This is a genomic window from Sphingopyxis sp. GW821-FHT12C06 (assembly GCF_058807415.1).
The window spans coordinates 481,794-505,818 of sequence record NZ_JBXAQR010000002.1 but is presented as its reverse complement, the minus strand read 5'-3'; the positions used below and the strand labels follow the sequence as shown (position 1 = coordinate 505,818).

Genomic DNA, 24,025 nt, shown 5'->3' with positions numbered 1-24,025 from the left:
ATGGCTGGCGGGCAACTGGCGGTCGTGTCAGGCGCGCCCGGCCTTCCAGTCGCGCTTGATCTTCTTGGCGAGGCTCCATTTGTGGACCTCGGTCGGGCCGTCATAGATGCGGAACGCGCGGACTTCGCGGAACACCTGCTCGACGATCGTCTTGTCGGTGACCCCGGTGCCGCCCATCACCTGGACGCAGCGGTCGGCGATGCGCATCAGCGCTTCGGACACCGCGACCTTCGCCATCGAGCTTTCGACGGTGCCGAGCGATCCGGTGTCGAGCACGCTCGCGCACCAGTCGATCATCAGTTCGGCCTGTTTCAGGTCGATCATATTTTCGGCGAGCATAAAGCCGACGCCTTCATGATCGACCAGCGGCTTGCCGAACGCCTCGCGGCGGTTGGCATAGTCGGTCGCGATTTCGTGCGCGCGGATGCACGCGCCCAGCCAGCGCATGCAATGCGACAGGCGTGCAGGCGACAGGCGAACCTGCGCATAGCGAAAGCCTTCGCCCGCTTCGCCCAGCATCTGGTCGGCGGGAATGCGCAGATTGTCGATGGTCAGCGTCGCATGGCCGCCGGGCATGGAGCTGTCGATCGTGTTGGGAACATCGTCGATGCGGATCGCGGGGTCGGGCAGGTCGATCAGGAACATGCACGCGCCCTGTTCGGCTTTTGCCATTACGATGCCGACGCGCGCGCCCTGCGCGCCGGTGATGAAGGTCTTGCGGCCGTTCACCACCCAATGATTGCCGTCGAGGTGGCACGTCGTCTTCATCATCGACGGGTCGGACCCGGCGCCGCCCTCTTCGGCGGGCTCGGTCATGAAGAAGGCCGAACGGACGCGGCCTTCGACCATCGGCTTCAGGAAGCGCTCCTTGAGTTCGGGGCTGCCTTCCTTGCCGAGCAGATACATATTGCCCTCGTCGGGCGCCATCGTGTTGCACGCGAGCGGGCCGAGCGGCGACAGGCCGCTCTTGATCAGCACCACCGCGGTCTCGCGCTGGTTCAGATGGTCGCCATCGCCCAGGATGTGCGGCGTCAGCACCCCGGCGGCGCGGGCATGCTCGCGCATTTCCATGACCAGCTCGTCGGTCGGCGCGCCATGATGGTCGCGGCGCGGGTCTTTTTCATAAGGGACGATCGTTTCGCGGACGAAGGTTTCGACCTTGGCGGCGATGACCAATGCACGGTCCGAAATCGTCATGCTGCCGTCCTCGCACCGCTCTGACGTGGGGTTGGGGAGGGGATTTTGCGGCGACCTGAGATCACGGACGATTCCTTTTTTCGTTGAACTTGTCTTGCCAATCAACCGGACGTTGACGTAAGCGTCAAGTTAAATCGCGCCCAAAGGCTTTAATGCCGTAGGGTCAGTATCGACAGGGAAGGACGTTTCATGGCTTTCAAGACGCGCATCACCGAAATGTTGGGTATCGAGCATCCGATCGTACAGGGCGGGATGCAGAGCGTCGGCTATGCCGAACTCGCGAGCGCGGTGTCGAACGCCGGAGGCCTTGGCATCATCACCGCACTGACCCAGCCGACCCCCGAAGCGCTGCGCGAGGAAATCGAAAAATGCCAGTCGATGACCGACAAGCCTTTCGGCGTGAACATGACCGTCTTCCCTACGATCAACGCCCCCGACTACAAGGCCTATGCGCAGGCGATTATCGATGGTGGGATCAAGATCGTCGAAACCGCAGGAACCCCGGCGGTGCGCGAAATCTGGGAAATGCTGAAGCCGCACGGCGTCACTATTCTCCACAAATGCACCGCAGTCCGCCACGCGCTGTCGGCCGAGCGCGCCGGTTGCGACATCATCTCGATCGACGGTTTCGAATGTGCGGGTCATCCGGGCGAGGATGACATTCCGGGCCTGATCCTGATCCCCGCGGCCGCCGACAAGGTCAAGATTCCGATGCTGGCATCGGGCGGCTTCGGGGACGGCCGCGGTCTCGTCGCCGCGCTCAGCCTTGGCGCCGAAGGCATCAACATGGGCACGCGCTTCTGCGCGACGGTCGAAGCGCCGATCCACGACAATGTGAAACAGGCCTATGTCGACAATGACGAACGCGGCAGCTTCCTGATCTTCCGCAGCCTCAAGAACACCGCCCGCGTCGGCAAGAGCGAAGTCAGCGAGGAAGTCGTGCGCCGTCTTTCGGCGCCCGACGCGACCTTTGCCGACGTCGCCGAACTGGTGAATGGCAAAGCGGGCCGCGAACTGCTCGAGACGGGCGATCTGACCAAGGGCGTCTTCTGGGCCGGGATGATCCAGGGGCTGATCCACGATATCCCGACCTGTCAGCAACTGATCGACCGGATCATCACCGAAGCCGATGCGATCGTCGACCAGCGCCTCGCGGGCTTTCGCGCCTAAGCGCGAGCACCCGCACGCGTTGCGGACCGTTGATCGAACGCTGACACTGCGCGTCGGCGTTCGATCCGGTTCCGCGCCCTTGGCTTTTCAAATACCGAGCGTGTCGCGGAGCGGGAAACGCCTGATATGCGGACGCCCCGCCAACTCATCCGCGCGCAGCCAGCAATTGGCTTGCAACAGCGACGCGAGGATGTGCGAGCGCTGATCGTCGAGCGGCAGGACGCAAGAATCGTCTTGCCGGGCGCGAAGGAACAGGGTGGTCCCGGGTCGTGTGGCAATCGCCGCGTCGACGACTTGGCCTGCTTCCGGGGCCATGCCGAGCATCTGGCGAATGGCCGCCATGACGAAAAAGCGGAATCCGGCGAGGCATGCGACCGGATTACCGGGGAGCCCGAAAAAGGGCCGCCCATTTGCGAGGCGCGCGAACAGGATGGGCTTGCCCGGTCGCATCGCGATACCATGAAAGATGACCTCCGCGCCCAGGCTTTCGATCACGCTTCGGACGAGGTCGTGGCGTCCGGCCGACACACCCCCGGTTGAGAGGATCAGGTCATGCCTGGCCGATGTACTCGCGTCGGCAAGGCGTTTTCGGAGCAAGGTCTCGTCGTCGGGCACGGGTGGTTGGCAGATATAGTCCAGCCCCAGCGCGCGGCAGGTCGATGCAATCATCGGCCCGTTGGAATCGAAGCGCATATCGTGCGTCCCGAAACCCGGCGATATCAACTCCGAGCCGGTTGGGATCAGCGCGATCCTTGGTGGGCGGCGCGCGGAAATCCGGGTCACGCCATAGGCCCGAAGCGCGCCGATGGCTTCGGGCGAAAGGCGAACGCCATCCGGCAGTGTGATCGCGCCTTTCCGCATATCCTCGCCCTGCCGACGGATATTGCGTCCGACACCGACCGGCTCGACGATTTGCAGTCTCCCGTCGATTGTCCGGCAGCGCTCGCGAACGGCGATCGCATCGGCGCCCGGCGGAACCGCGGCGCCGGTGCTGATCGGGATGGCGGTGCCGGGAGCAATGGGCATGGGTGCGCTCTGCGCCGCGGCATCATCGCCGATCGCAAAGATCGCTGGTGCATCGGGCGCGGCGGATGCGGTTTCTTCGCTTCGTACCGCGAAGCCGTCCATTGCTGCGCAATCGAAACGCGGCGTGTCGGCGGCCACTGCAACCGGACCGGCGGTGACGTAACCAAAGGCGCTGGCGTTGATCGATATTGTCTGAACGGGCAGGGGGGCGACTGTCGCTTGGATCCGGTTCAGAGCCTCATCCACTGAAAGTTTTTCAGCCATCGCGTCGTGCCAGCGCGGCGAGGTCGGCGACATGATTGATATTCTCGATCTCAGGATATCCGCCGACGGCCGTCGCGCCGACATAATCGGCCCATCGCCGTACCGCACGCGGCATATCGTTGTTGAGATAGTCGATCAGGGCAGGGGCGAGACCGGTCGGCCAGCAACCGATAACCGGACAGGATTCGGCATGGCTGGCCCCTTCTGAGCGGGCGAGTTCTGCGAGTAGCGCGGGCGGGATATGCGGCGTGTCGCAGGGGGCCGACAGGAGATGCGAAAACCCGCAATCGGCGGCGAAGAACAAGGCGCCGGCAAGCCCGCCGAGGGGCCCCAGACCCGGCTTCGGCAGGTCCGCGACAAACGGGTGCTGCGGATGTTCGTGGCCCGAGACGAGCAGCAACTCTGCGTGGGGTTCCAGCGCGGCGAGCGACCAGTCGACAAGAGTTTTTCCGCGATAGAGCGCCAGGGCCTTGTCTTCCCCGAAACGTCGCGCCTGCCCGCCCGCCAGCACCACGCCTGCCGTTCGCCGGGTCACGACTGCACCGCAAGAAACGCGTCGGGGCGCGCCAGCACGCGGAGCTGGAGCCGGGCCTCGCGCGCCCGGTCGATCGCCAGCGCGGTCGGCGCAGAAATCGTGACGAGCATCGGGCAATCGGCTAGCGCTGCCTTCTCGACCAGTTCACAGGAACAGCGCGACGTGAGCAGCGCAAAGCCGCCGCCCCAATCCAGCCCCGCGCGGCGCATCGCGCCGATCAGCTTGTCGAACGCATTGTGACGACCGACGTCCTCGCGGACGAGGCGGATGTTTCCGTCGGACGCGACCAGCGCCGCCGCATGGACCGCTCCGGTGCGCCTATTGAGTTGCTGATGGTCGCCCAGCGCGGCCAGCGAATCAAATACCGCCGCGTCGCTCGCCACACTTTCCGTGGTCACGCGCGGCAGCGGTCGCATCGCCTGCGCGATATTCTCGATTCCGCACAGCCCGCACGAGGAGTCCGATGCGCGGTGGCGTACGCGGTCGTACAATCCGCGCGCCTGTTCGGCCGTCAGGTTAGCGCGCGCGACGATCCCGCCCTCCGCCGGGTGGAGCGCGACGGCGACGGTCGGGTCGCTTCGTTGCTGCAATCGCTCGGCGAGCAGGAATCCCGCGACCAGATCCTCCAGATCGGCCGGCGTTGCCATCAGCACTGCATAGCCGATGCCGTTGAATTCGAGCGCGATCGGCACCTCCTCGGCGAGTTCGCGCGCGAAGGTTTCGCGGGTGCCGTCGCGTGCGATGCGCTGCAGCGGGTGCGGCGCTACGGTCAAGGCTGGCCGATCCGCGCGATGGCGGCGGCGGCGATCGGCGACAGGGCATCGGGGCGTTCGGTCGCGAGGAGCACGATCCGGGCGCGCATCGCGGGGTCCCAGAAGCTGCGGATATGATCAGCGACCATCGCCGCCGCCCGCTCGGGACCTTCGCTGGCCAGATTGCGGGCGATCTGGTTTGCCATGTAGATGAGCCGGTCGCCCGTCGACATCACGCCATCTTCGTCATGCGCCATCGTCATTATTCGGCTGCTTCGACGGGAAGGATGCGCCGGCTCTTTCGCGCGTGATCGGAATAACCTTCCTGCCAATCCGACGGGCCGTTCGAGAGGCCGACCTGCACTGCGGTTACCTTATATTCGGGGCAATTGGTCGCCCAGTCCGAATAGTCGGTGGTGATGACATTCGCCTGTGTGTCGGGGTGGTGGAAGGTCGTATAGACGACCCCCGGCGCAACGCGCTCGGTGATCAGCGCGCGCAGCGTCGTTTCGCCGGCGCGGCTACGCAGGCTCACCCAGTCGCCATCCTTGACCCCGCGATTTTCGGCATCGACCGGATGGATTTCCAGCCGGTCCTCGGCGTGCCACGCGGTGTTCGCGGTGCGCCGCGTCTGCGCGCCGACATTATAGTGGCTGAGGATGCGTCCGGTGGTGAGCAGCAGCGGGAAGCGCGGCCCGGTCTTTTCGTCGGTCGGGACATAGTCGGTGACGACGAACTTGCCCTTGCCGCGCACAAAGCCGTCGATGTGCATCGTCGGGGTGCCGTCGGGCGCCGCTTCGTTGGCGGGCCATTGCAACGATCCTTCGGCATCGAGCCGGTCGTAATGGACGCCAGCGAAAGTGGGGGTGAGCGCCGCAATCTCGTCCATGATCTCCGACGGATGGGCATAGTCCCAATCGAGCCCCAGCGCATTGGCGACGAGCTGGACGATTTCCCAGTCGGCATGTCCATTGAGCGGCGCCATCACCTTGCGCACCCGCTGGATGCGGCGTTCGGCGTTGGTGAATGTCCCGTCCTTTTCGAGGAAGGTCGACCCCGGCAGAAAGACATGCGCGTAATTGGCGGTTTCGTTGAGGAACAGGTCCTGCACGACAACGCATTCCATCGCTGCGAGCCCCGCCGCGACATGGCGGGTGTTGGGATCGGACTGCAATATATCCTCGCCCTGAATGAACAGCCCCTTGAACGTCCCGTCGGTTGCGGCGTCGAGCATGTTGGGGATGCGCAGCCCCGGCTCATGATCGAGCTTCACGCCCCACGCGCTTTCGAACATTGCGCGCGCGTTGTCGTCGGACACGTGGCGATAGCCCGAAAATTCGTGCGGGAAACTGCCCATGTCGCACGCGCCCTGGACATTATTCTGGCCGCGCAGCGGGTTCACCCCGACGCCCTCGCGCCCGATATTGCCCGTCGCCATCGCCAGATTGGCGATCGCCATCACCGTCGATGAACCCTGACTATGTTCGGTGACGCCAAGGCCGTAGTAGATCGCGGCATTCCCGCCGGTGGCATAAAGCCGCGCGGCGGCGCGGACATCGGCCGGACGGACGCCGGTCAGCGGCTCGATCGCCTCGGGCGAGCGCGCAGCTTCCGATACGAAATCGGCCCAGTCCTGAAATTCGTCCCAGTCGCACCGCTCGCGGATGAAGGCCTCGTCATAGAGCTTCTCGGTCACCACGACATGCGCCATCGCGGTCAGCAAGGCGACATTGGTGCCGGGGCGCAGCGGCAGATGATGCTCGGCCTCGACGTGCGGAGACTTCACCAGATCAATCTGGCGTGGATCGATCACGATCAGCTTCGCCCCCTGCCGCAGTCTCTTCTTCATCCGGCTGCCGAACACCGGGTGGGCGTCGGTCGGGTTGGCGCCGATGACGAGGATGACGTCCGACTGCATCGCGCTGTCGAAATTCTGCGTTCCCGCCGAGGTCCCAAAGGTGGTCTTCAGCCCATAGCCGGTCGGGGAGTGGCAGACGCGCGCGCAGGTATCGACATTGTTGTTGCCGAAGCCCTGACGGATCATCTTCTGGACGAGGAAGGTCTCCTCATTGGTGCAGCGGCTGGAGGTGATGCCGCCGACCGCATGGCGGCCGTATTGCGTCTGGATGCGGCGCAGCTCGCTTGCGGTGTAGGCAATCGCCTCGTCCCAGCTAACCTCGCGCCACGGCTCGGCGACGCTCGCGCGGATCATCGGGTTCAGGATGCGGTCCTGATGCTGGGCATAGCCCCAGGCAAAGCGACCCTTGACGCAGCTGTGGCCGCGGTTCGCCTTGCCGTCCTTCCACGGCACCATGCGGACCAGTTCTTCGCCGCGCATCTCGGCGCGGAAGGTACAGCCGACACCGCAATAGGCGCAGGTCGTGACGACCGCGCGGTCGGGGGTGCCGGTCTCGACCACCTTTTTCTCGACCAGGCTCGCGGTCGGGCACGCCTGGACGCACGCACCGCACGACACGCATTCGGACGACAGGAAGGCGTCGTCCTGCGACGCCGCGACCTTCGATCCGAAGCCCATGCCCTCGATCGTGAGCGCAAACGTGCCTTGCACTTCGTCACACGCGCGCACGCAGCGCGAACAGACGATACACTTCGACGGATCGAAATCGAAATAGGGGTTCGACTGATCCTTCGGCTGCCCCATGTTGGTCGCGCCGTCGTAGCCGTAACGGACGTCGCGCAGGCCGACGGCGCCGGCCTGATCCTGCAATTCGCAGTCGCCGTTGGCCGCGCAGGTCAGGCAGTCGAGGGGATGGTCGGAGATATAGAGTTCCATCACCCCGCGGCGCAGCTGCTTGAGGCGCTCGGTCTGGGTGCGCACCGTCATGCCCTCGGCAATCGGCGTGGTGCAGCTGGCGGGATAGCCCGCGCGGCCCTCGACCTCGACGAGGCAGAGGCGGCACGAGCCGAAGCTCTCCAGATTGTCGCTCGCGCACAGCTTCGGAATCGCGGTGCCGGTCAGCGATGCGGCGCGCATGATCGACGTGCCTTCGGGTAGGGTGACGCTTTCGCCGTCGATCGTCAGCGTGACGTTGCGCCCCGTTGCGATGGCGGGCGGGGTGCCATGGTCTGTTTCGCGGGTGAAGCCCATGTCCTTACTCCGCTGCTTCGGTGATCGGCGCGGGCGCACCAAAATCTTCAGGAAAATGCTCGAGCGCGCTCAGTACCGGATAGGGGGTAAAACCGCCGAGGGCGCAAAGCGATCCATATTTCATCGTGTCACAGAGGTCGCGCAGCAGTGCGGTTTGCGCTGGTACGCTGACGTTGATGCGGTCGGGCCGACGCGAATAAAGCGCTTCGTCCAAATACCCCGCTTGCCCTGAGCTTGTCGAAGGGCTGTTCTTTCCTTCGGCAGAGAAGGACGGGGCTTCGACAAGCTCAGCCCGAACGGCCGAATGGGAATCTCTGGCCGCAATAATCCGGTCAACGATCTCGACCCCGCGGGTCGATCCGATCCGGCAAGGCGTGCACTTTCCGCAGCTTTCGACAGCGCAAAATTCCATCGCGAAACGCGCCATATGCGCCATGTCGACGCTATCGTCGAAGACGGTGATCCCGGCATGGCCGATCAACCCGCCCGCCGCCGTGAAGGCCTCATAATCGAAGGGCAGGTCGAACATCGACGGCGGGAAATAGGCGCCCAATGGCCCACCAACCTGCACCGCGCGCACCGGCCGGCCACTCGCGGTGCCGCCGCCAATGTCGTTCACCAGTTCGCCGAGCGTGATGCCAAAGCCGACCTCGAACAACCCGCCATGCTTCACATTGCCCGCAAGCTGGACCGGCATCGTTCCGCGCGAGCGCCCGAAACCGACCTGCGCATAAGCCTCCGCCCCTTCGGCAAGGATGAAGGGCACGGCGGCGAGGCTCAGCACATTGTTGATTACCGTCGGTTTGCCGAACAGCCCAGCGAGCGCGGGGAGCGGCGGCTTGGCGCGCACCTGTCCGCGCTTGCCCTCGATGCTGTCGAGCAGCGCGGTTTCCTCGCCGCAGACATAGGCGCCCGCGCCGGCGCGGACCTCGAGCGTGAAGGGCGCGACCCAGTCGGCGGACAGCGCGATCGCGTCGCGCATCGTCCGGATCGCGAACGGATATTCGCTGCGGATATAGATATAGCCGTGGTCGGCCCCCACTGCATGCGCGGCGATCGCCATGCCCTCGATCAGGCAAAAGGGATCGCCCTCCATCTGCATGCGGTCGGCGAAGGTGCCGCTGTCGCCCTCATCGGCGTTGCACACGATATATTTCGTCATGCCGGGCGCATCGAGCACCGTCTGCCATTTGATCCCGGTCGGAAAACCCGCACCGCCGCGCCCGCGCAGGCCGCTCGCCTTGACCGCATCGACGACCGCCTGAGGTTCGGCTGCACGCGCGATATCGAGGCCGGTCCAGCCGCCGTGCGCGGCATAATCGGCGAGGCTCAGCGGATCGACGATCCCGCAGCGGGCAAAGGTGAAGCGTTGCTGCGCGGCGAAGAAGGGCAGGGTCGCGACATCGCCGAGCCGGTGCGCGTGGGTTCCATCCAGCACCTGTGCCACATCACCGGGCGCCACGGGGCCATAGCCGATGCGGCCGTCCTCGGTTTCGACCTCGACCAGCGGCTCGATCGAAAACAGTCCGCGCGATCCGGTCCGCACGACCTCGCACCCCGCCTCGGCAAAGGCGCGCGCGATTTCGTCGGCGCCCAGTGCGACCGACGCCATGTCGCGGCTGATAAAGACGCGCGTCATGCCGCGACCTCAATGGCGATGCGGTCGAGGGTCGCCGCGTCGATCCGCGCGACCGGGCGCCCGTCGACCAGCGCATTGGGACCGATCGCGCACAGGCCGAGGCAATAGACGGGCTCCAGCGTCACCTGCCCGTCGCGGCGCGTCTCTCCCATCGCGACGCCGAGCCGTTCGGCCGCCGCGGCCTCGATCGCCGCGCCGCCGCGAGCCTGACAGCTTTCGGCGCGGCAGAGCTTCACTATGTGGCGCCCCGCGGGCTGACGGCGATAGTCATGATAGAAGGTGAGCACGCCGTGGACGTCGGCGCGGCTGAGGTTCAGCGCCGCCGCGATCGCCGGAACGAACGCGTCATCGACATATCCTATCGCGTCCTGCACCATGTGCAGCAGCGGCAACAGCCGATCGCGACCGGTGCCTTCGCGGCGCACCCAGTCTCCAATCAGCGCCTTTGCTTCTTCCAGTCCCATGAACGCGATCCTTTTTCCAGGAAGGCAGTGGCGTTCAACCCTGCGCAGGTCAAATCGATCTGTTCGATGTTTGATAGGTATCGCCTATCAATCGAGATGATAGCCTTCGGGCAGGCGCAGGTCACGTGCGACACCGAGTACGCTTTGCGCGAGCGGGCTCATCGGGGTGCGGTCGGACACGATGACGCCGACCCGGTTCGCGTCGCCTGTCTCGGGGAGCGGGGTGATCTTCGCCCAGTCGAGCCCCTGCAACAACAGCGCATGATTGTCGGGCATGATCGAACAGAGATGCCCCTGCCGCACGATCGCGAGCAGCGCGATATAGCTGTCGGCGGTGACGATCGGCCGCAGCGCGAGCCCGAGCGCGGCGAGGCGCGCATCGAGGATCCGGCGGTTCTGCATGCCCTGATGCAGCAGGCACAGCGGCAGTGCCGCCAGATCGTGCCAGTCGGGCCGTTCGGGCACCGCGATCCCGTCCTTCGCGCTCACCAGCCGGCTGCGTTCGCTGTAGAGCGGAACCGCGAGTGCCTGGGCGGGCGGCTCGAAATCGAGATAGGTGATCCCGGCATCGAGTTCGAACGCCGCAAGCTCACGTTCGATCTGGCGTGACGTGAGGGCCCGCACCTGAACATTGAGATCCGGGAAACGCGCACGGATCGCTTCGACCAGAAAGCCCGTCGCGGGCATCGACGCCGGGATCGCGCCAAGCCGGAGCTCGCCCTTCAGCGGGCCATGCGCCGTGCCCGCGACCTGTTCGAGCGCGTCGGCCGCGGCCACAAGCTGCCGTGCCCATGGCAGGATTGCTTCCCCTTCCGGCGTCAATCCGGCGTATTTCCTGTCGCGCGCGATCAGTCGCTTGCCGAGCTGCGCCTCCAGAGTCGCGATGCCCGCCGAGAGCGTCGGCTGCGACACATGGCAGATCGCCGCCGCCCGGCCAAAATGCTGTTCGCGGTGAAGCGCGAGAAAATATTCCACAAGCCTGGTTTGCACGATATTCTCCCCGGAGCGTGCGTTCGTGCGGACATAGGGGCGCTTGGGGCGGGCGTCTATCTTGCCGCTGAAGCGCAGCGGCCAGCAGCATGGCGTTGGCGCCTCGGGTGCAAAGTTTCGAAGCCGCCAAGGCGAACCGGTTTTGAGATATCGACCAAAGATATGGTGAGCCCTGCTGGGTTCGAACCAGCGACCTACTGATTAAAAGTCAGTTGCTCTACCGACTGAGCTAAGGGCCCCAACGCGGCGCCGACATGGGTCAGTGCGCGAAGTGAGCGGTCGCCCTAGAGCGATGATGCGCTCTGGTCAACCGGCTTGGCGCGCGTAAGTTGCGACATCAGCTGGCGAACGGTGCGGGCCGCAACCGGATGGCGCCAATCGGGCGCAATCACGGCCAGCGGATCGAGGACGAAGCGCCGTTCGGTCATGGCCGGGTGCGGAATGGTGAGCCTGGCATCGGACCAGGTGCCGCCCGACCACAGCAATATATCGAGGTCGAGCGTGCGGGCACTCCAGCGCTGGCCGGTCCGGCGTCCGAACGCCGATTCGATCGCCTGCAGCCGGTCCAGCATTGCGGGCGGGCCGAGCGGCGAGGCGACGAGTGCCACTGCATTCGCATATCGGCGCCGCGACGGGCCAATCGGGGCGCTGGCGATGATCGGGCTGGCGTCGACCGGTTCGATATCCTCGCTTTCGAGCGCAGCGAACGCGGCCATCAGCACCTGACGCGGGTCACCATGAAGGACATGGCGGCGATTGGAGCCGAGGCCAATCGCGTAGAGCGGCAGAGGAATAGCGGGGGAGGCCGTTGCATCGGGCATGCCGCAGCGCCTATCGCAGCACGGTGGAGATTGGTAGCCCCTTGCCCGGCACCGAGCCGCCGCGCGATTGTCCGCGCTGCCCGCGACTCGTCCGGCTACGCGCTGAGTGCCGGGCGGAGCATCCCGATTGGTGGAACGCGCCGGTGCATGTTTTCGGTGATCCGGGCGCGTGGCTTACTTTTGCAGGGCTTGCACCCGGAAAGCATGGCGCCAACCGCACTGGGCGGCCTTTTACCGGTGACTATGCCGGCGATCTGCTGTTCGCGACGCTCGCCGAATTCGGGCTCAGCGAAGGGCGCTACGGCGCCCGTATCGACGATGGGCTGACGCTCAATGGTGCGATCATCGTCAACAGCGTCAAATGCCTGCCGCCACAGAACAAGCCGACGCCGCAGGAGATTGCGGCGTGCCGTCCTTTCTTCGAAGCGCAGCTCGCGGCGCTGCCGAAGGTGCGGGTGATCATAGCGCTTGGCCGCATCGCTCACGACGCGGCGCTACGCGCCGCCGGCGAGCGACTCGCCGTGCATCCTTTCGCGCACGGCGCGGTGCATGCGCTGGCCGATGGGCGACACTTGATCGATAGCTATCATTGCTCGCGCTACAACACGAACACCGGGCGGCTGACGCCCGCGATGTTCGCCGATGTCTTTCGCACTGCGCTGACGCTGAAGGGTCAAACCAGCGGGCCGAATTCCTCGATCAACCCGCGGTAAAGCACGCGCTTGAACGGGACGATCAATTTCTCGATCTCGTCCAGCTCCGACCAGCGCCAAGCACGAAATTCCTGATGTTTGGTGTGGATATTGATGTCGCTGTCCTGCCCCATGAAGCGCATCAGGAACCAGTATTGGCGCTGGCCGCGATATTTCCCGCCCCACATCTTGCCGATCAGTTCGTCGGGGAGGTCGTAGAAATATTCCTCGCGGCTGCGCGCGATAATCTCCACCAGCCCGCCATGGACGCCGGTTTCTTCGCCGAGCTCGCGAATCGCCGCCATTTCGGCATCTTCGCCGGGGTCGATTCCGCCCTGCGGCATTTGCCAAGCCTCGCTCGACGTATCGAGCCGCTGGCCGACGAAGACGCGGCCCTCGCGGTTCGCCAGCATCACCCCGGCGCAGGGGCGATAGGGAAGGGCGCTATGGTCCGTCATGCGCTGGCTTCGGCGACGATCGCCTTGAGCGTGGTCAGCGCGCCGCGGATATCATCCTGCGCGCTGGGAATGGCCTGCGCCAGATTGATATAGCCGTGGATGCTGCCTTTCGCCTCGCGATAGGTGGTCGGCACGCCCGCTTCGATCAATTTCGCAGCATAGGCGCGGCCTTGATCGCGCAACGGGTCGAGGCCGGCGGTAACCAGCAGCGTCGGCGGCAGGCCCTCGGCGGGAAAGTCCAGCGGCGCTGCGCGATAGTCTGCGGGATCGGCGGCATACTGGTTGCCGAACCAGATCATGCTGCCCTCGGTCAGCAAATGGCCTTCACCGAAATCGCGGTAGCTTTGCCAGTCATTGTGCGTCGTGACGGCGGGATAGATGGGGTGGATTGCAATCACCGGTTTCGACGCCGGCTTGTCGCGCAGCGTCAGCGCGGTCGCGATGGTCAGATTGCCGCCCGCGCTTTCGCCCGACAGGACCAGCCCGGTGCAAGGGATATTGTCGGCGACCCAGCGCGTCGCGGCTTCGCAATCCTCGGGCGCGGCGGGGAAGGGGTGTTCGGGGGCGAGGCGATAATCGACCGCGATCACAGGCATATCGAGTATCCGCGCCGCCTCGGCGCAATAGGGATCATGGGTGTTCAGATCGCCGATTACCCAGCCGCCGCCATGATAGAAAACCATCACCGGTCCGGCTTCCCGGGCGGGGCGATTGTCATAGATGCGGATTGGGATATCGCCCGCGGGGCCGGGGATTGTCCGGTCCTCGACATGCGCGATCTCGCCGCGCGGAACATCGGCCATCTGCCCCATTACCCGGAACATCTCGCGCGCCGCTTCGGGCGGCAGTTCCTCCATCTTCGGGCCGGCCTGTGCGTTCAGGAAGGCCAGAAAAACCGCCACATCGGGGCGGGTATAATGGGGCGTGCCGTCGGTCATGCTGCTGATCCCTCACTCTATGTTCGGACGCAGCTATTCGGCATCGCAGGGCAATATTCAATGGCGAATTGAAACCGACCGCGCTCTTCCGCTTTGCGGCGCACAATTTTTTCTGAATTGCGGCTTGGCGCGGACGGGCCTAGGCCCATGTTACAGGTCGGCAAAATTTGAGGCAGAAAAGACAATGGCGACAGCGGTAGAGGACCGGGCAGCGACGTCCCCGTCCCCCCTTTCCGATGCAGTGGTGGTGCGATTTGCTGGAGACTCCGGCGACGGGATGCAGCTGACCGGTGGTCAGTTCACCCTTTCGTCGGCGCTGGCGGGCAATGACTTTGCGACCTTCCCCGATTTTCCCGCCGAAATCCGCGCGCCACAGGGGACATTGTTCGGCGTCTCGGCGTTCCAGATCAATTTCGGATCGTCGGCGATCGACACCGCGGGCGATGCGCCTGACGTGCTCGTGGCGATGAACCCCGCAGCGCTCAAGACCAACGTGCCCCAGCTCAAGCAGGGCGGCCTGATCATCGCCGACGAAGGCGAGTTCAACGACCGCAACCTCGCCAAGGCGAAGTATGAGTCGAACCCGCTCGAGGACGGCAGCCTCGCCAGATGGCAGCTGCTCAAGCTCAACATCAGCCAGCTGACGATGGACGCCGTGAAGCCTTTCGGGCTCGGCAACAAGGAAGCGCTGCGTTGCAAGAACATGTGGACGCTGGGGCTGGCGCTCTGGATGTTCGACCGCGATCGCGCGCCGCTCGTCGACTGGCTCAATGGCAAATTCGCCAAGGCACCCGATCTCGCTGCGGCCAATATCGCGGCGCTTAACGCCGGCCATGCCTATGGCGAAACCGCCGAGCTTGCGGGCCCGCTCAAGCAGCATCATGTCGATCCGGCACCGGTGGCGCCCGGTCTCTATCGTACGCTGACGGGCGCCGAGGGCATCGCGCTCGGCCTCGTCGCCGGCGCACAGCTGGCCAAGCTGCCGATGTTCTTTGGCGGCTATCCGATCACGCCCGCGTCGGCGATCTTGCATCATCTGTCGCGGCTCAAGGAATATGACGTCACGACCTTTCAGGCCGAGGACGAAATCGCCGCCATCTGCTCGGCGATCGGCGCCAGCTATGGCGGTTCGCTCGGCGTCACCAGCTCTTCGGGGCCCGGCATCGCACTGAAGGGCGAGGCGATGGGCCTCGCGATCATGACCGAGCTTCCGCTGATCATCGTCAATTCGCAGCGCGGCGGTCCCTCGACCGGCCTGCCGACCAAGACCGAGCAGTCCGACCTCTATCAGGCGGTCTATGGCCGCAACGGCGACGCCCCGATGCCCGTGGTCTCGGCGCGCTCGCCGGGCGACGCGTTCGAATGCGCGATCGAGGCGGTGCGTATCGCGGTGCAATATATGACCCCGGTGATGCTGCTCACCGACGGCTATATCGCCAATGCTGCCGAGCCTTGGGCAGTGCCCGACCTCACCACCTATGACGATTTCCCGGTCGAATTTTTGACCGAAGTGCCCGAGGGCGGGTTCAAGCCCTATGGCCGCGACGAAAATCTCAAGCGCCCGTGGGTGAAGCCCGGCACGCCCGGGCTGCTCCATCGCATCGGCGGGATCGAGAAGGAACTCGACACCGGGCACATCAACTATGCGCCCGAAAATCATCAGGCGATGACCTACATCCGCAAGAACAAGATCGACGGCATCAAGGTCCCCGACCAGATCGTCGAACTGGGCGCCGAGGGCGGCAAGCTCGCGGTCGTCGGCTGGGGCTCGACCTTTGGCCCGATCCATCAGGCGGTGCGTCGCAAGCGCGCCGAAGGCGCCGACGTCAGCCATATCCATATTCGCCATATCTGGCCGCTGCCCGCCAATCTCGGCGAGCTGCTGAAGAGCTACGACAAGGTGATCGTACCCGAAATGAACACGGGCCAGCTCAAGACCGTGCTGCGCGACCAGTATCTGGTCGATGCCAGGCCGGTGAACAAGGTGTCGGGCCAGCCCTTCACCATCGCGGAAATCGAAGCCGCCATTGATGGGGCGCTGGGCTGACGCGCAAGCGTTGTTGTCCCAAAAGGAAACGCAGATGAACGAGATGACCACCATCGCCAAGACGACGACGCTCAAGGACTGGGAAACCGACCAGGAAGTGCGTTGGTGCCCCGGTTGCGGCGACTATGCGATCCTGAAGGCGGTGCAGCGCACCATGCCCGAAATCGGCACTGCGCCCGAAAATACCGTGTTCATCAGCGGCATCGGCTGCTCGTCGCGTTTCCCCTATTATATGGAAACCTATGGCTTCCACACGATCCACGGCCGCGCGCCCGCGTTTGCGACGGGGTTGAAGCTCGCCAACCCGGGCCTCGACATCTGGATCGTCACTGGCGACGGCGACGGGCTGTCGATCGGTGGCAACCACACGATGCACCTGATCCGCCGCAATCTGGATTGCCAGATCATGCTGTTCAACAACGAGATCTATGGCCTTACAAAGGGGCAATATTCGCCGACCAGCCGCGTCGGCACGACAAGCCCGTCGACGCCCTATGGTTCGGTCGATCGTCCGGCGCAGCCCGCCGCCTTCGCGCTCGGCGCCGGCGCGCGATTCGTTGCTCGCGGTTTTGACGTGTCGAAGGAACTGCCGAACGTGCTGAAAGCAGCACACGCCCACAAGGGTGCTGCCTTTATTGAGATTTTCCAGAACTGTATCGTCTATAACAAAGACGTGTTCGAGGATTTCGCGGCGCCGAAGGGCGCCGAGGATCGCCAGCTCTGGCTCAAGAATGGCGAGCCGATGATCTATGCCAAGGGCACCAAGGGCATTGCCCTCGACGCCGAGGCGCTGCATCTCAAGACCGTCGATATCGTCGATGGCGACTGGCAGGCGGCGGGCGTGATCGTCCATGACGTCACCAACCGCAGCGTCGCGCACATGCTCGTCGAGATGCGCTTCGGCGAATTCCCGATGGCGCTCGGTGTTCTCTATGACGACCCGCGCCCAACCTTCGAAGCCGACGTCTGGCGCCAGAACAAGGCGGCCGCCGAAGGCAAGACAGCCGATCTGCAGAGTCTGCTCAAAAAGGGGCAGACCTGGACCGTCACCGAAGGCGGCCCGGAACTCTGATCATGGGCGGGGCCGTTCGATCGATCGGCCCGCTCCTGATCGTGGCTGCAATCGCGGCCCCGGCGGTTCGGGCGGAAGAGACGGCCGGGCCATCCACGCTGCTTGTTCAAGTTACGAGCCCCGCCAAGTTCATTGGCTTTCCTGCGGTTTGCCCGGGTTCGAGCACCGAGGAGGATCCGGCAGAGTCCATCTGCATGGCCGAGCTCTACGAAGCGCGGGTCAAGGTGTTGCGGCACCTCGGTGGTGCGCCAACCGAACGGCGCCTGACGATCCGTTTCACCGCGCATAGTTTTCATGCGGTATGGCAAAGGGGCGTCCGCTTCCTCCTTGTGGCAAGTCCGTTTGACGACAAGGGTGCGACTGGCCACTTTGCAAATCATTGGGATTGGGAAAACGAAATGGGGCTATTCTGCGTAGAACAGGAAGCGGCCGGGAAAGAGGATTGGGAGCCGTTGAAGCAGCTCTATGCGCAGGGTAAAAAGCGCGTCACCAAGGTTGACGATGACGAATGGCGCAAGGGGAGCCCTGTCATATGCGTCTCGGGTAAAGAGCGGCTGTCTGTCTAGATGGACAATCTGACCCACAGCCTTGTTGGCGCCGTTCTTGGGCAAATGGGACTCAAGAAAAAGACTGGCCTCGCGATGCCGACGCTGATCATCGCGGCAAACCTTCCGGATATCGATGCGAGCTGTGCCATCTATGGCATTGAATCGCTGTCGATGCGGCGCGGAATTACCCACGGCCCGATCGCGGTGCTGGTGCTGCCGATCCTGCTGTGGGCCGCGATGATCGCCTTTGACCGCTGGCAGACGCGGCGCGAAAAGCGGCCCGCCGAACGGCTCCCGATCGACAAAAGCTGGCTGCTCGCGCTCGCCTATATCGGCTGCCTCAGCCATCCGGCGCTCGACTGGCTCAACAACTATGGCGTTCGCCTGCTCGAGCCCTTTTCGTCGCAATGGTTCTATGGCGACACCTTGTTCATCATCGATCTGTGGATATGGATCGCGCTCGCATTGTCGGTCTGGCTGTCCCTGCGACATGAACGGCGTGGGCGCCCGAACTGGCAGCGACCGGCGTGGGTCGGCTTCACTGTCGTCTGCGCCTATATTTTTGCCAACGGCCTGATCACCGGGGCTGCCGAGAAAATGGCGAAGTCGGCGCTGGGCGGCAGCGGGCAGGGCGATGCACTGGTCGTCGCGAGCCCGCCGCCCCTGACCTTCTGGAAGCGCGATATCTTCTGGCGCACGGCCGATCGCTACGGGAGCGGCAGCTTTGTTCCCGGGGTGGGTGGGCAACTCCGTATCACCGGCGAACCCATCGGGATGGACGATGTGCGCCTCGCGACGTGGGTGAAGGCCGATCCGGCGGCGCGCGCCTTTTTGTTCTGGGCACGGATGCCCGTCGCACGGTCCGACGGCGAAGCCATCCTGATCCGCGACCAACGCTATATGCACCCGCTGGCGCAGAGTCGGTTCGAGGTCCGGCTGACCGCGCCGGATACGGCGAGCCACCCGGAATGAACGGGTTTCGATGACGTTGTGAAGGCGCACTACAAGCGATTGTCAGGACGCTGCATTTAAGGCAGGAAGGGGCAATGAACACGCATGTCAGCCCCAGCCGCGGCAGGCAATTGTTGCGCGCAGACCGGGCTTATCGCTCGGGTGGCATGCTGGCGCGACTGATCGTGCTGGCACCGGCGAGCGTCTTTCATAGCATGCTCGACCGGATCGATGCCGGGCTCGCCCAGGGCACGATCGAGGTGACGCTTCCGGACCAAAGCGTCCGTTTGCTCGGTGGGCGCGGCAAAGGGCCGGTCGCTGTCGTCCATCTCCACCATTGGGCGTCGTTTGCGCGGCTCGCCGTGTCGGGATCGGTCGGCTGGTATCGCGCGTGGGAAAAGGGCGAGTGGTCTTCGCCCGACCCGGTGCCGCTGTTCGACCTGTTCATGCGCAACGGCGAAGCCTTGGGCGACGTCGGCCGCGCGCACGGGCCGTCGCGCTGGATCTACAAAGCGATCCATGCGCTGCGCCGCAACGATCGGCGTGGGGCGAGGCGAAACATTCATGCCCACTATGATTTAGGTAATGATTTCTATCGCTTGTGGCTCGACACGGCGATGAATTATTCGAGCGCGCTGTTCACCAATCCGGGCCAATCGCTGGAAGAGGCGCAAGCGGCAAAGGTCGACGCGATCCTCGACCGGCTCGACCTGCGGTCGGGAGGACGGCTGCTCGAAATCGGTTGCGGCTGGGGAGCACTCGCCGAGCGCGCGGTCGAGCGCCACGATGTGATCTACACCGGCATCACCCTGTCGCCGTCGCAGGCAGAAATCGCCGACGCGCGATTGCATGCGATCGATCTGTCGGGGCGTTCGGGGATCGAAATCTGCGATTATCGTGACGCGCAGGGCCCCTATGACGCCATTGCCAGCGTCGAAATGGTCGAGGCGGTGGGGCAGGCCTATTGGCCTGCCTATCTCGACGCGATCGCCCGGTTGTTACGCCCCGGCGGCAAGGCGGCGATCCAGTATATAATGATCAACGACGCGCTGTTCGAACGCTATGCGGCAAGCAGCGACTTCATCCAGGCCTATATTTTCCCCGGCGGCTGCCTGATCTCCGAGAGCCGCTTCCGCAGCCTCGCCGAAGAGCGCGGGCTGGCATGGCGCGACGTGCGCCGCTTCGGTGGCGACTATGCCGAAACGCTGCGGCAATGGCGCGAGCGCTTCGATGCGGTGGTCGCGGCCGATGGGCTTCCTGCCGGCTTTGACGACCGTTTCGTGCGGCTATGGCGTTATTATTTGCAATATTGCGAGGGGGGCTTTCGCGGCGGCGGCATCGACGTTGCGCAGGTCACTTTGGAAAAAACAGCATAAATATGGGAGATTACCGAATGCGAAGATATTTGGCCGCGGCGCTGCTGTGCGCAGCGACGGCGGGATGCAGTGCGCCCGCGCCGACCCAGACGACCGAAAATCTGCCAAAGGATCAGAATGTGCTGTTTTGGAGCCAGGACCAACGCGACGCCGCTTTCCGCACGATGGAGAAAGTCCCCAAGGTCGTCGTCAATACGATCCGCGCGGGCAATTCGGTCTACCCGCTTCCCGAAGGCAAGCCGATCGATCTTGGTATCGACGTCGATGCCCATATGACGAAACAGCGCAATGCCGGCCTGATCATCCTCCAGGACGGTAAGGTCCGGCTCGAGAAATATGCGCTTGGTTTCGGGCCCGCCGACCGCTGGACCAGCTTCTCGGTCGCCAAGAGCTTCACTTCGACCCTCGTCGGCGCGGCGGTGAAGGATGGCCTTATCAAGAGCCTCGACGACAAGGTGACCGTCTATATTCCGGGCCTAAAGGGCTCGGCCTATGACGATGTCAGCGTCGAGCAGCTGCTCACCATGACGTCGGGGGTCAAATGGAACGAGGACTATACCGATCCCAAGTCCGACGTCGCGCTGTTCAACCTGCAAAAACCGGTGGCAGGTGAGGACATAACCGTCAGCTATATGAAGACCTTGCCGCGCGAGGCGCCCGCGGGATCGAAGTGGGTCTACAAGACTGGCGAGACCAATTTGATCGGCGTCCTCGTGTCGAGCGCGACCGGAAAGAGTCTGTCCGACTATCTGTCCGAAAAGGTCTGGGGACCGTTCGGGATGGAGCAGGACGCGGTGTGGATGCTCGGCGCTACGGGGCACGAGATCAGCGGTTGCTGCGTATCGGCCAGCCTTAAGGATTATGCGCGTTTCGGCCAGTTCATCCTCGGTGGCGGCGTTGCAGGCGGTAAAAAGGTCTTGCCCGACGGCTGGCTCGCCGCGGCGACGACCAAGCAGGCCGGAATCGATGTTCCTGGACGCGGTTACGGCTACCAATGGTGGACCAACGACGACGGCAGCTTCGCCGCGCAGGGCATTTTCGGCCAGGGTATCTTCATTGATCCGAAGCGCAAGCTGGTGATCGCGTCGAACGGCAACTGGCCGACCGCGACCGATCCTGAAGGTGTCGGCGCCGCGCGTGAGGCCTTTTACAAGACCGTGCAGGCAGCGGTGGACAAGGAAGCCAAATGAGGCGTCGCCCCCGCGAAAGCGGGGGCCGCCATGGGCTCGGCGCAAGGTTGCCAACGACACACCGTCTTCGCGGGGGCGACGGATATCACTCGGCGACGGTCGCCGTCGCGCGCTGCGCCAGCCAGGCCGCAGCCAGCGGAACAAGCGTACCGAGCGCCATGATCCACCAGGCGTCGGAAAAGTCGGTGGCGGTGTAAATTGCCGCCCCGATCACGGAGCCTGCAACGACCCAGCCCGCGCCGGTCCCGCCCGATGCGCGCATAGCCAGCCACCCACCTGCAAATGCACCGATGAACCAGCCAATGATCAGTGCGACGGTCGAGCCGAGCGGGATCAGTATCTCACCCGTTGCGACGTCATATTCGGCGGGCGCAAACTCGCTGCCAGCATATTGGGCGAGCCAGATCAGCCCGAAGGCAACGAAGATGCCGGCCACGGCGGCAAGCGCCGGACGCACGATATTGTTGATCATTTCAAAGCCTTTGCAACCCATATTCGGCGGACCGCCTAGCATGGGAAAGCAAAAATGGCGTTAAGCTTGTTCCATCACCTTGGGCAGCACGTGAAAGGCGGTGCTGTCAAAGCCATCGAGCATCAGCCTGGCGACAAATTCGCCGACTGCTGCCGGTTCCTTGATGCTCTGCGCGTCTTCGCCGGGATAGGCGCGCGCGCGCATCTGCGTACGCGTACCGCCGGGGTCGAGGATCGCTGTGCGGACGGTCGAGATATTGCGCATTTCGGCACCATAGCTCGTCACCAGCGTCTCGAACGCCGCCTTCGACGCCGCATAAGCACCCCAATAGGCACGCGGTTCGCGGGCGAGGCTGCTCGATAGTGCAAGCAGGCGGCCATTCTCGGCGCGGCGGAGCAGCGGGTCGAAATTGGCGATCAACGCTTGTTGCGCGATCAGGTTGAGCGTCAGCAGCTTGTTGAATTCCTTGCCGTCGATCGCGGCGACGGGGGTCAGTGTGCCCAGCATCGCGGCGTTGAGCACCAGCATGTCGAGCTTTTGCCAACGCTCGGCCATTGCGCTGGCGAGGCGGGCGATGCTGTCGCCGTCGGTCAGGTCGAGCGGAGCGATCGTCGCGCTGCCGCCGCGTTCGTGGATGCGGTCTTCCAGCGCCTCAAGGCCGCCCGCAGTGCGTGCGGTGATGACGACGTGCGCGCCGCGTGCCGCAAGCGATTCGGCGATGGCTTCGCCGATGCCACGGCTTGCCCCGGTGACGAGCGCAACCTGGCCCGCCAATTCTTCAGTCACGTTGGTCATTGTGTCAGACAACCCGTTCGGCAAGCATCGAAAATTGATCTTCGAGGCTATGCTCATCGAAATCGGTCAGCGTGGTCGGATAGTCGCCGGTGAAGCAGGCGTCGCAATATTGCGGGCCATCGTCGTTGCGCTTGACCTCGCCCAATGCACGATAGAGCCCGTCGATCGTCACGAACGCCAGGCTGTCGGCATTGATGAAATTTGCCATCTGGTCGACCGTCATCTGCGCTGCGAGCAGCTTGGCGCGTTCGGGTGTATCGACACCATAAAAACAGCTGTGCTGGGTCGGCGGGCTGGCGATGCGCATATGCACCTCGGTCGCGCCGGCATCACGCATCATCTGCACGATTTTCAGGCTGGTCGTCCCGCGCACGATCGAATCGTCGATCAGCACGACGCGCTTGCCGGCAATCAATGCCTTGTTTGCATTGTGCTTCAGCTTGACGCCCAAATGGCGGACCTTGTCGCCCGGCTGGATGAAGGTGCGCCCGACATAGTGCGAGCGGATGATACCGAGTTCAAAGGGAATGCCCGATTCCTGCGCATAGCCGAGCGCGGCGGGGGTTCCCGAATCGGGGACGGGGATGATCAGGTCGGCATCGACCGGATTTTCGCGCGCCAGTTCTGCGCCGATCGCCTTGCGCACCGAATAGACGCTCGTGCCGTCGACGATCGAATCGGGACGCGAGAAATAGACATATTCGAAGATGCAGGGGCGCGCGGGCCGTTCGGCGAACGGGCGGTGCGAGGTCAGTTCGCCGTCGCGGACAATGACGAGTTCGCCTGGTTCGACCGAGCGAAGGAATTCGGCGCCAACGACGTCGAGCGCGACGCTTTCCGACGCAAAGATAAAGGCATCGCCAAGCTTGCCGATAACGAGCGGACGGATACCCAGCGGATCGCGGCAGCCAATCATGCCCTCCGCGGTCAGGCAGACGAGCGAATAAGCGCCCTCGACCTGCTTCAGTGCGTCGATGAAGCGATCGAGAAGGGTGCGATATTTCGACGTCGCGACAAGGTGGATGATCACCTCGGTATCGCTGGTCGACTGAAAGATAGAACCGCGGCGGACCAGAATCTTGCGCAGGGCCGTCGCGTTGGAGATATTGCCATTGTGCGCAATCGCGAAGCCACCCGTGGCGAGATCGGCGTATAGCGGCTGGACGTTGCGCAGCGCGGTTTCGCCGGTCGTCGAATAGCGGACATGTCCGATCGACGAGGCGCCCTCGAGCTGGCGCATGATATCGTCGCGGTCGAAATTGCCTGCAACATGGCCCATCGCGCGGTGGGTGTGGAAATCCTTGCCGTCAAAGGCGGTGACGCCCGCGGCCTCCTGACCACGATGTTGCAGGGCGTGAAGCCCCAGTGCCACGACGGCGGCGGCGCTATCGGCGCCATGAATACCAAAGACGCCACACTCTTCGCGGAGTTTGTCGTCATCGAAAGGATGAGTGGTGAGCATGTCAGTCCAGCAGCTAGGGGGGGCAGTGACTGGGGCGCATATAGGGACGGTAATCGC

Annotated in this window: 23 protein-coding genes and 1 tRNA gene; 8 read left to right on the top strand and 16 right to left on the bottom strand. The window is 64.1% G+C overall.

Annotated elements, in window-relative coordinates:
- Window positions 1-27: 27 nt before the first annotated feature.
- Window positions 28-1,197, bottom strand: a complete 1,170-nt coding sequence (locus AC1RRJ_RS07820) for an acyl-CoA dehydrogenase family protein (RefSeq protein ID WP_493121183.1) — start codon at window positions 1,195-1,197, stop codon at window positions 28-30.
- A 189-nt stretch (window positions 1,198-1,386) separates the two neighbouring features.
- On the opposite strand from AC1RRJ_RS07820, the gene AC1RRJ_RS07815 reads away from it, so the two are divergent.
- Window positions 1,387-2,367, top strand: a complete 981-nt coding sequence (locus AC1RRJ_RS07815; RefSeq protein WP_493121182.1) for an NAD(P)H-dependent flavin oxidoreductase — start codon at window positions 1,387-1,389, stop codon at window positions 2,365-2,367.
- An 87-nt stretch (window positions 2,368-2,454) separates the two neighbouring features.
- On the opposite strand, the gene AC1RRJ_RS07810 is transcribed toward AC1RRJ_RS07815, so the two are convergent.
- The 10 genes from AC1RRJ_RS07810 to folK all read right to left on the bottom strand — a co-directional run bounded on the left by AC1RRJ_RS07810 (window position 2,455) and on the right by folK (window position 11,967).
- Window positions 2,455-3,639 (bottom strand): molybdopterin molybdotransferase MoeA, encoded by a 1,185-nt coding sequence (locus AC1RRJ_RS07810; RefSeq protein ID WP_493121181.1) that lies wholly within the window; start codon window positions 3,637-3,639, stop codon window positions 2,455-2,457.
- A 10-nt stretch (window positions 3,640-3,649) separates the two neighbouring features.
- Complete coding sequence (gene mobA, locus AC1RRJ_RS07805) at window positions 3,650-4,192, bottom strand: molybdenum cofactor guanylyltransferase (protein ID WP_493121180.1); 543 nt, start codon at window positions 4,190-4,192, stop codon at window positions 3,650-3,652.
- Window positions 4,189-4,965 carry a formate dehydrogenase accessory sulfurtransferase FdhD gene (locus AC1RRJ_RS07800; protein ID WP_493121179.1) on the bottom strand — a complete coding sequence of 259 codons (777 nt, stop codon included), beginning with the start codon at window positions 4,963-4,965 and terminating at the stop codon, window positions 4,189-4,191. The genes mobA and AC1RRJ_RS07800 overlap by 4 nt, the downstream gene beginning before the upstream one ends.
- Window positions 4,962-5,207, bottom strand: coding sequence for a formate dehydrogenase subunit delta (locus tag AC1RRJ_RS07795; RefSeq protein WP_493121178.1), 246 nt, complete (start codon window positions 5,205-5,207; stop codon window positions 4,962-4,964). The genes AC1RRJ_RS07800 and AC1RRJ_RS07795 overlap by 4 nt, the downstream gene beginning before the upstream one ends.
- Complete coding sequence (fdhF, locus tag AC1RRJ_RS07790; RefSeq protein WP_493121177.1) at window positions 5,207-8,053, bottom strand: formate dehydrogenase subunit alpha; 2,847 nt, start codon at window positions 8,051-8,053, stop codon at window positions 5,207-5,209. The genes AC1RRJ_RS07795 and fdhF overlap by 1 nt, the downstream gene beginning before the upstream one ends.
- Window positions 8,054-8,057: 4 nt before the next feature.
- Entirely contained in the window at window positions 8,058-9,692 is a 1,635-nt protein-coding gene (locus tag AC1RRJ_RS07785; protein ID WP_493121176.1) for an NADH-ubiquinone oxidoreductase-F iron-sulfur binding region domain-containing protein, read from the bottom strand.
- The gene (locus tag AC1RRJ_RS07780) at window positions 9,689-10,156 is read right to left on the bottom strand and encodes a formate dehydrogenase subunit gamma (protein WP_493121175.1); all 468 of its coding nucleotides are present in this window, start codon (window positions 10,154-10,156) and stop codon (window positions 9,689-9,691) included. The genes AC1RRJ_RS07785 and AC1RRJ_RS07780 overlap by 4 nt, the downstream gene beginning before the upstream one ends.
- Before the next feature lie 87 nt (window positions 10,157-10,243).
- Entirely contained in the window at window positions 10,244-11,146 is a 903-nt protein-coding gene (locus AC1RRJ_RS07775) for a LysR family transcriptional regulator (RefSeq protein WP_493121174.1), read from the bottom strand.
- Between the two features lie 163 nt (window positions 11,147-11,309).
- Window positions 11,310-11,385, bottom strand: a tRNA-Lys gene (locus AC1RRJ_RS07770).
- A gap of 45 nt (window positions 11,386-11,430) precedes the next feature.
- The gene (folK, locus tag AC1RRJ_RS07765; RefSeq protein WP_493121173.1) at window positions 11,431-11,967 is read right to left on the bottom strand and encodes a 2-amino-4-hydroxy-6-hydroxymethyldihydropteridine diphosphokinase; all 537 of its coding nucleotides are present in this window, start codon (window positions 11,965-11,967) and stop codon (window positions 11,431-11,433) included.
- A 23-nt stretch (window positions 11,968-11,990) separates the two neighbouring features.
- Between folK and AC1RRJ_RS07760 the strand changes: the two genes are divergently transcribed.
- The gene (locus AC1RRJ_RS07760) at window positions 11,991-12,680 is read left to right on the top strand and encodes a uracil-DNA glycosylase (RefSeq protein WP_493121809.1); all 690 of its coding nucleotides are present in this window, start codon (window positions 11,991-11,993) and stop codon (window positions 12,678-12,680) included.
- On the opposite strand, the gene AC1RRJ_RS07755 is transcribed toward AC1RRJ_RS07760, so the two are convergent.
- On the bottom strand, window positions 12,641-13,117 hold the full coding sequence (locus AC1RRJ_RS07755) for an RNA pyrophosphohydrolase (RefSeq protein ID WP_493121172.1): 477 nt from the start codon (window positions 13,115-13,117) through the stop codon (window positions 12,641-12,643). The two genes, AC1RRJ_RS07760 and AC1RRJ_RS07755, sit on opposite strands and share 40 nt — an antisense overlap.
- Window positions 13,114-14,055: an alpha/beta hydrolase gene (locus tag AC1RRJ_RS07750; protein WP_493121171.1), complete on the bottom strand. Its 942-nt coding sequence runs from the start codon at window positions 14,053-14,055 to the stop codon at window positions 13,114-13,116. Before AC1RRJ_RS07750 ends, AC1RRJ_RS07755 begins: the two co-directional genes overlap by 4 nt.
- A 184-nt stretch (window positions 14,056-14,239) precedes the next feature.
- On the opposite strand from AC1RRJ_RS07750, the gene AC1RRJ_RS07745 reads away from it, so the two are divergent.
- The 6 genes from AC1RRJ_RS07745 (at window position 14,240) to AC1RRJ_RS07720 (ending at window position 21,239) form a co-directional block, all read left to right on the top strand.
- A complete protein-coding gene (locus AC1RRJ_RS07745) occupies window positions 14,240-16,102 on the top strand; it encodes a 2-oxoacid:acceptor oxidoreductase subunit alpha (RefSeq protein ID WP_493121170.1) in 1,863 nt (620 codons plus the stop codon).
- Window positions 16,103-16,136: 34 nt separating this feature from the next.
- The gene (locus tag AC1RRJ_RS07740; protein ID WP_493121169.1) at window positions 16,137-17,174 is read left to right on the top strand and encodes a 2-oxoacid:ferredoxin oxidoreductase subunit beta; all 1,038 of its coding nucleotides are present in this window, start codon (window positions 16,137-16,139) and stop codon (window positions 17,172-17,174) included.
- 2 nt (window positions 17,175-17,176) lie between these two features.
- The gene (locus AC1RRJ_RS07735; protein ID WP_493121168.1) at window positions 17,177-17,740 is read left to right on the top strand and encodes a hypothetical protein; all 564 of its coding nucleotides are present in this window, start codon (window positions 17,177-17,179) and stop codon (window positions 17,738-17,740) included.
- Window positions 17,741-18,694, top strand: coding sequence for a metal-dependent hydrolase (locus AC1RRJ_RS07730; protein ID WP_493121167.1), 954 nt, complete (start codon window positions 17,741-17,743; stop codon window positions 18,692-18,694).
- 74 nt (window positions 18,695-18,768) lie between these two features.
- A complete protein-coding gene (locus AC1RRJ_RS07725) occupies window positions 18,769-20,049 on the top strand; it encodes a class I SAM-dependent methyltransferase (RefSeq protein ID WP_493121166.1) in 1,281 nt (426 codons plus the stop codon).
- A gap of 17 nt (window positions 20,050-20,066) precedes the next feature.
- Window positions 20,067-21,239 (top strand): serine hydrolase domain-containing protein, encoded by a 1,173-nt coding sequence (locus AC1RRJ_RS07720; RefSeq protein ID WP_493121165.1) that lies wholly within the window; start codon window positions 20,067-20,069, stop codon window positions 21,237-21,239.
- An 85-nt stretch (window positions 21,240-21,324) separates the two neighbouring features.
- Here the strand turns inward: AC1RRJ_RS07720 and AC1RRJ_RS07715 are convergent, their stop codons facing one another.
- The 3 genes from AC1RRJ_RS07715 to purF are packed head-to-tail and all read right to left on the bottom strand — an operon-like array spanning window position 21,325 to window position 23,968.
- Window positions 21,325-21,711 carry a hypothetical protein gene (locus AC1RRJ_RS07715; protein ID WP_493121164.1) on the bottom strand — a complete coding sequence of 129 codons (387 nt, stop codon included), beginning with the start codon at window positions 21,709-21,711 and terminating at the stop codon, window positions 21,325-21,327.
- 60 nt (window positions 21,712-21,771) lie between these two features.
- Window positions 21,772-22,506, bottom strand: coding sequence for an SDR family NAD(P)-dependent oxidoreductase (locus tag AC1RRJ_RS07710; protein ID WP_493121163.1), 735 nt, complete (start codon window positions 22,504-22,506; stop codon window positions 21,772-21,774).
- A gap of 4 nt (window positions 22,507-22,510) precedes the next feature.
- Window positions 22,511-23,968 (bottom strand): amidophosphoribosyltransferase, encoded by a 1,458-nt coding sequence (gene purF, locus AC1RRJ_RS07705; RefSeq protein ID WP_493121162.1) that lies wholly within the window; start codon window positions 23,966-23,968, stop codon window positions 22,511-22,513.
- Window positions 23,969-24,025 lie beyond the last annotated feature (57 nt).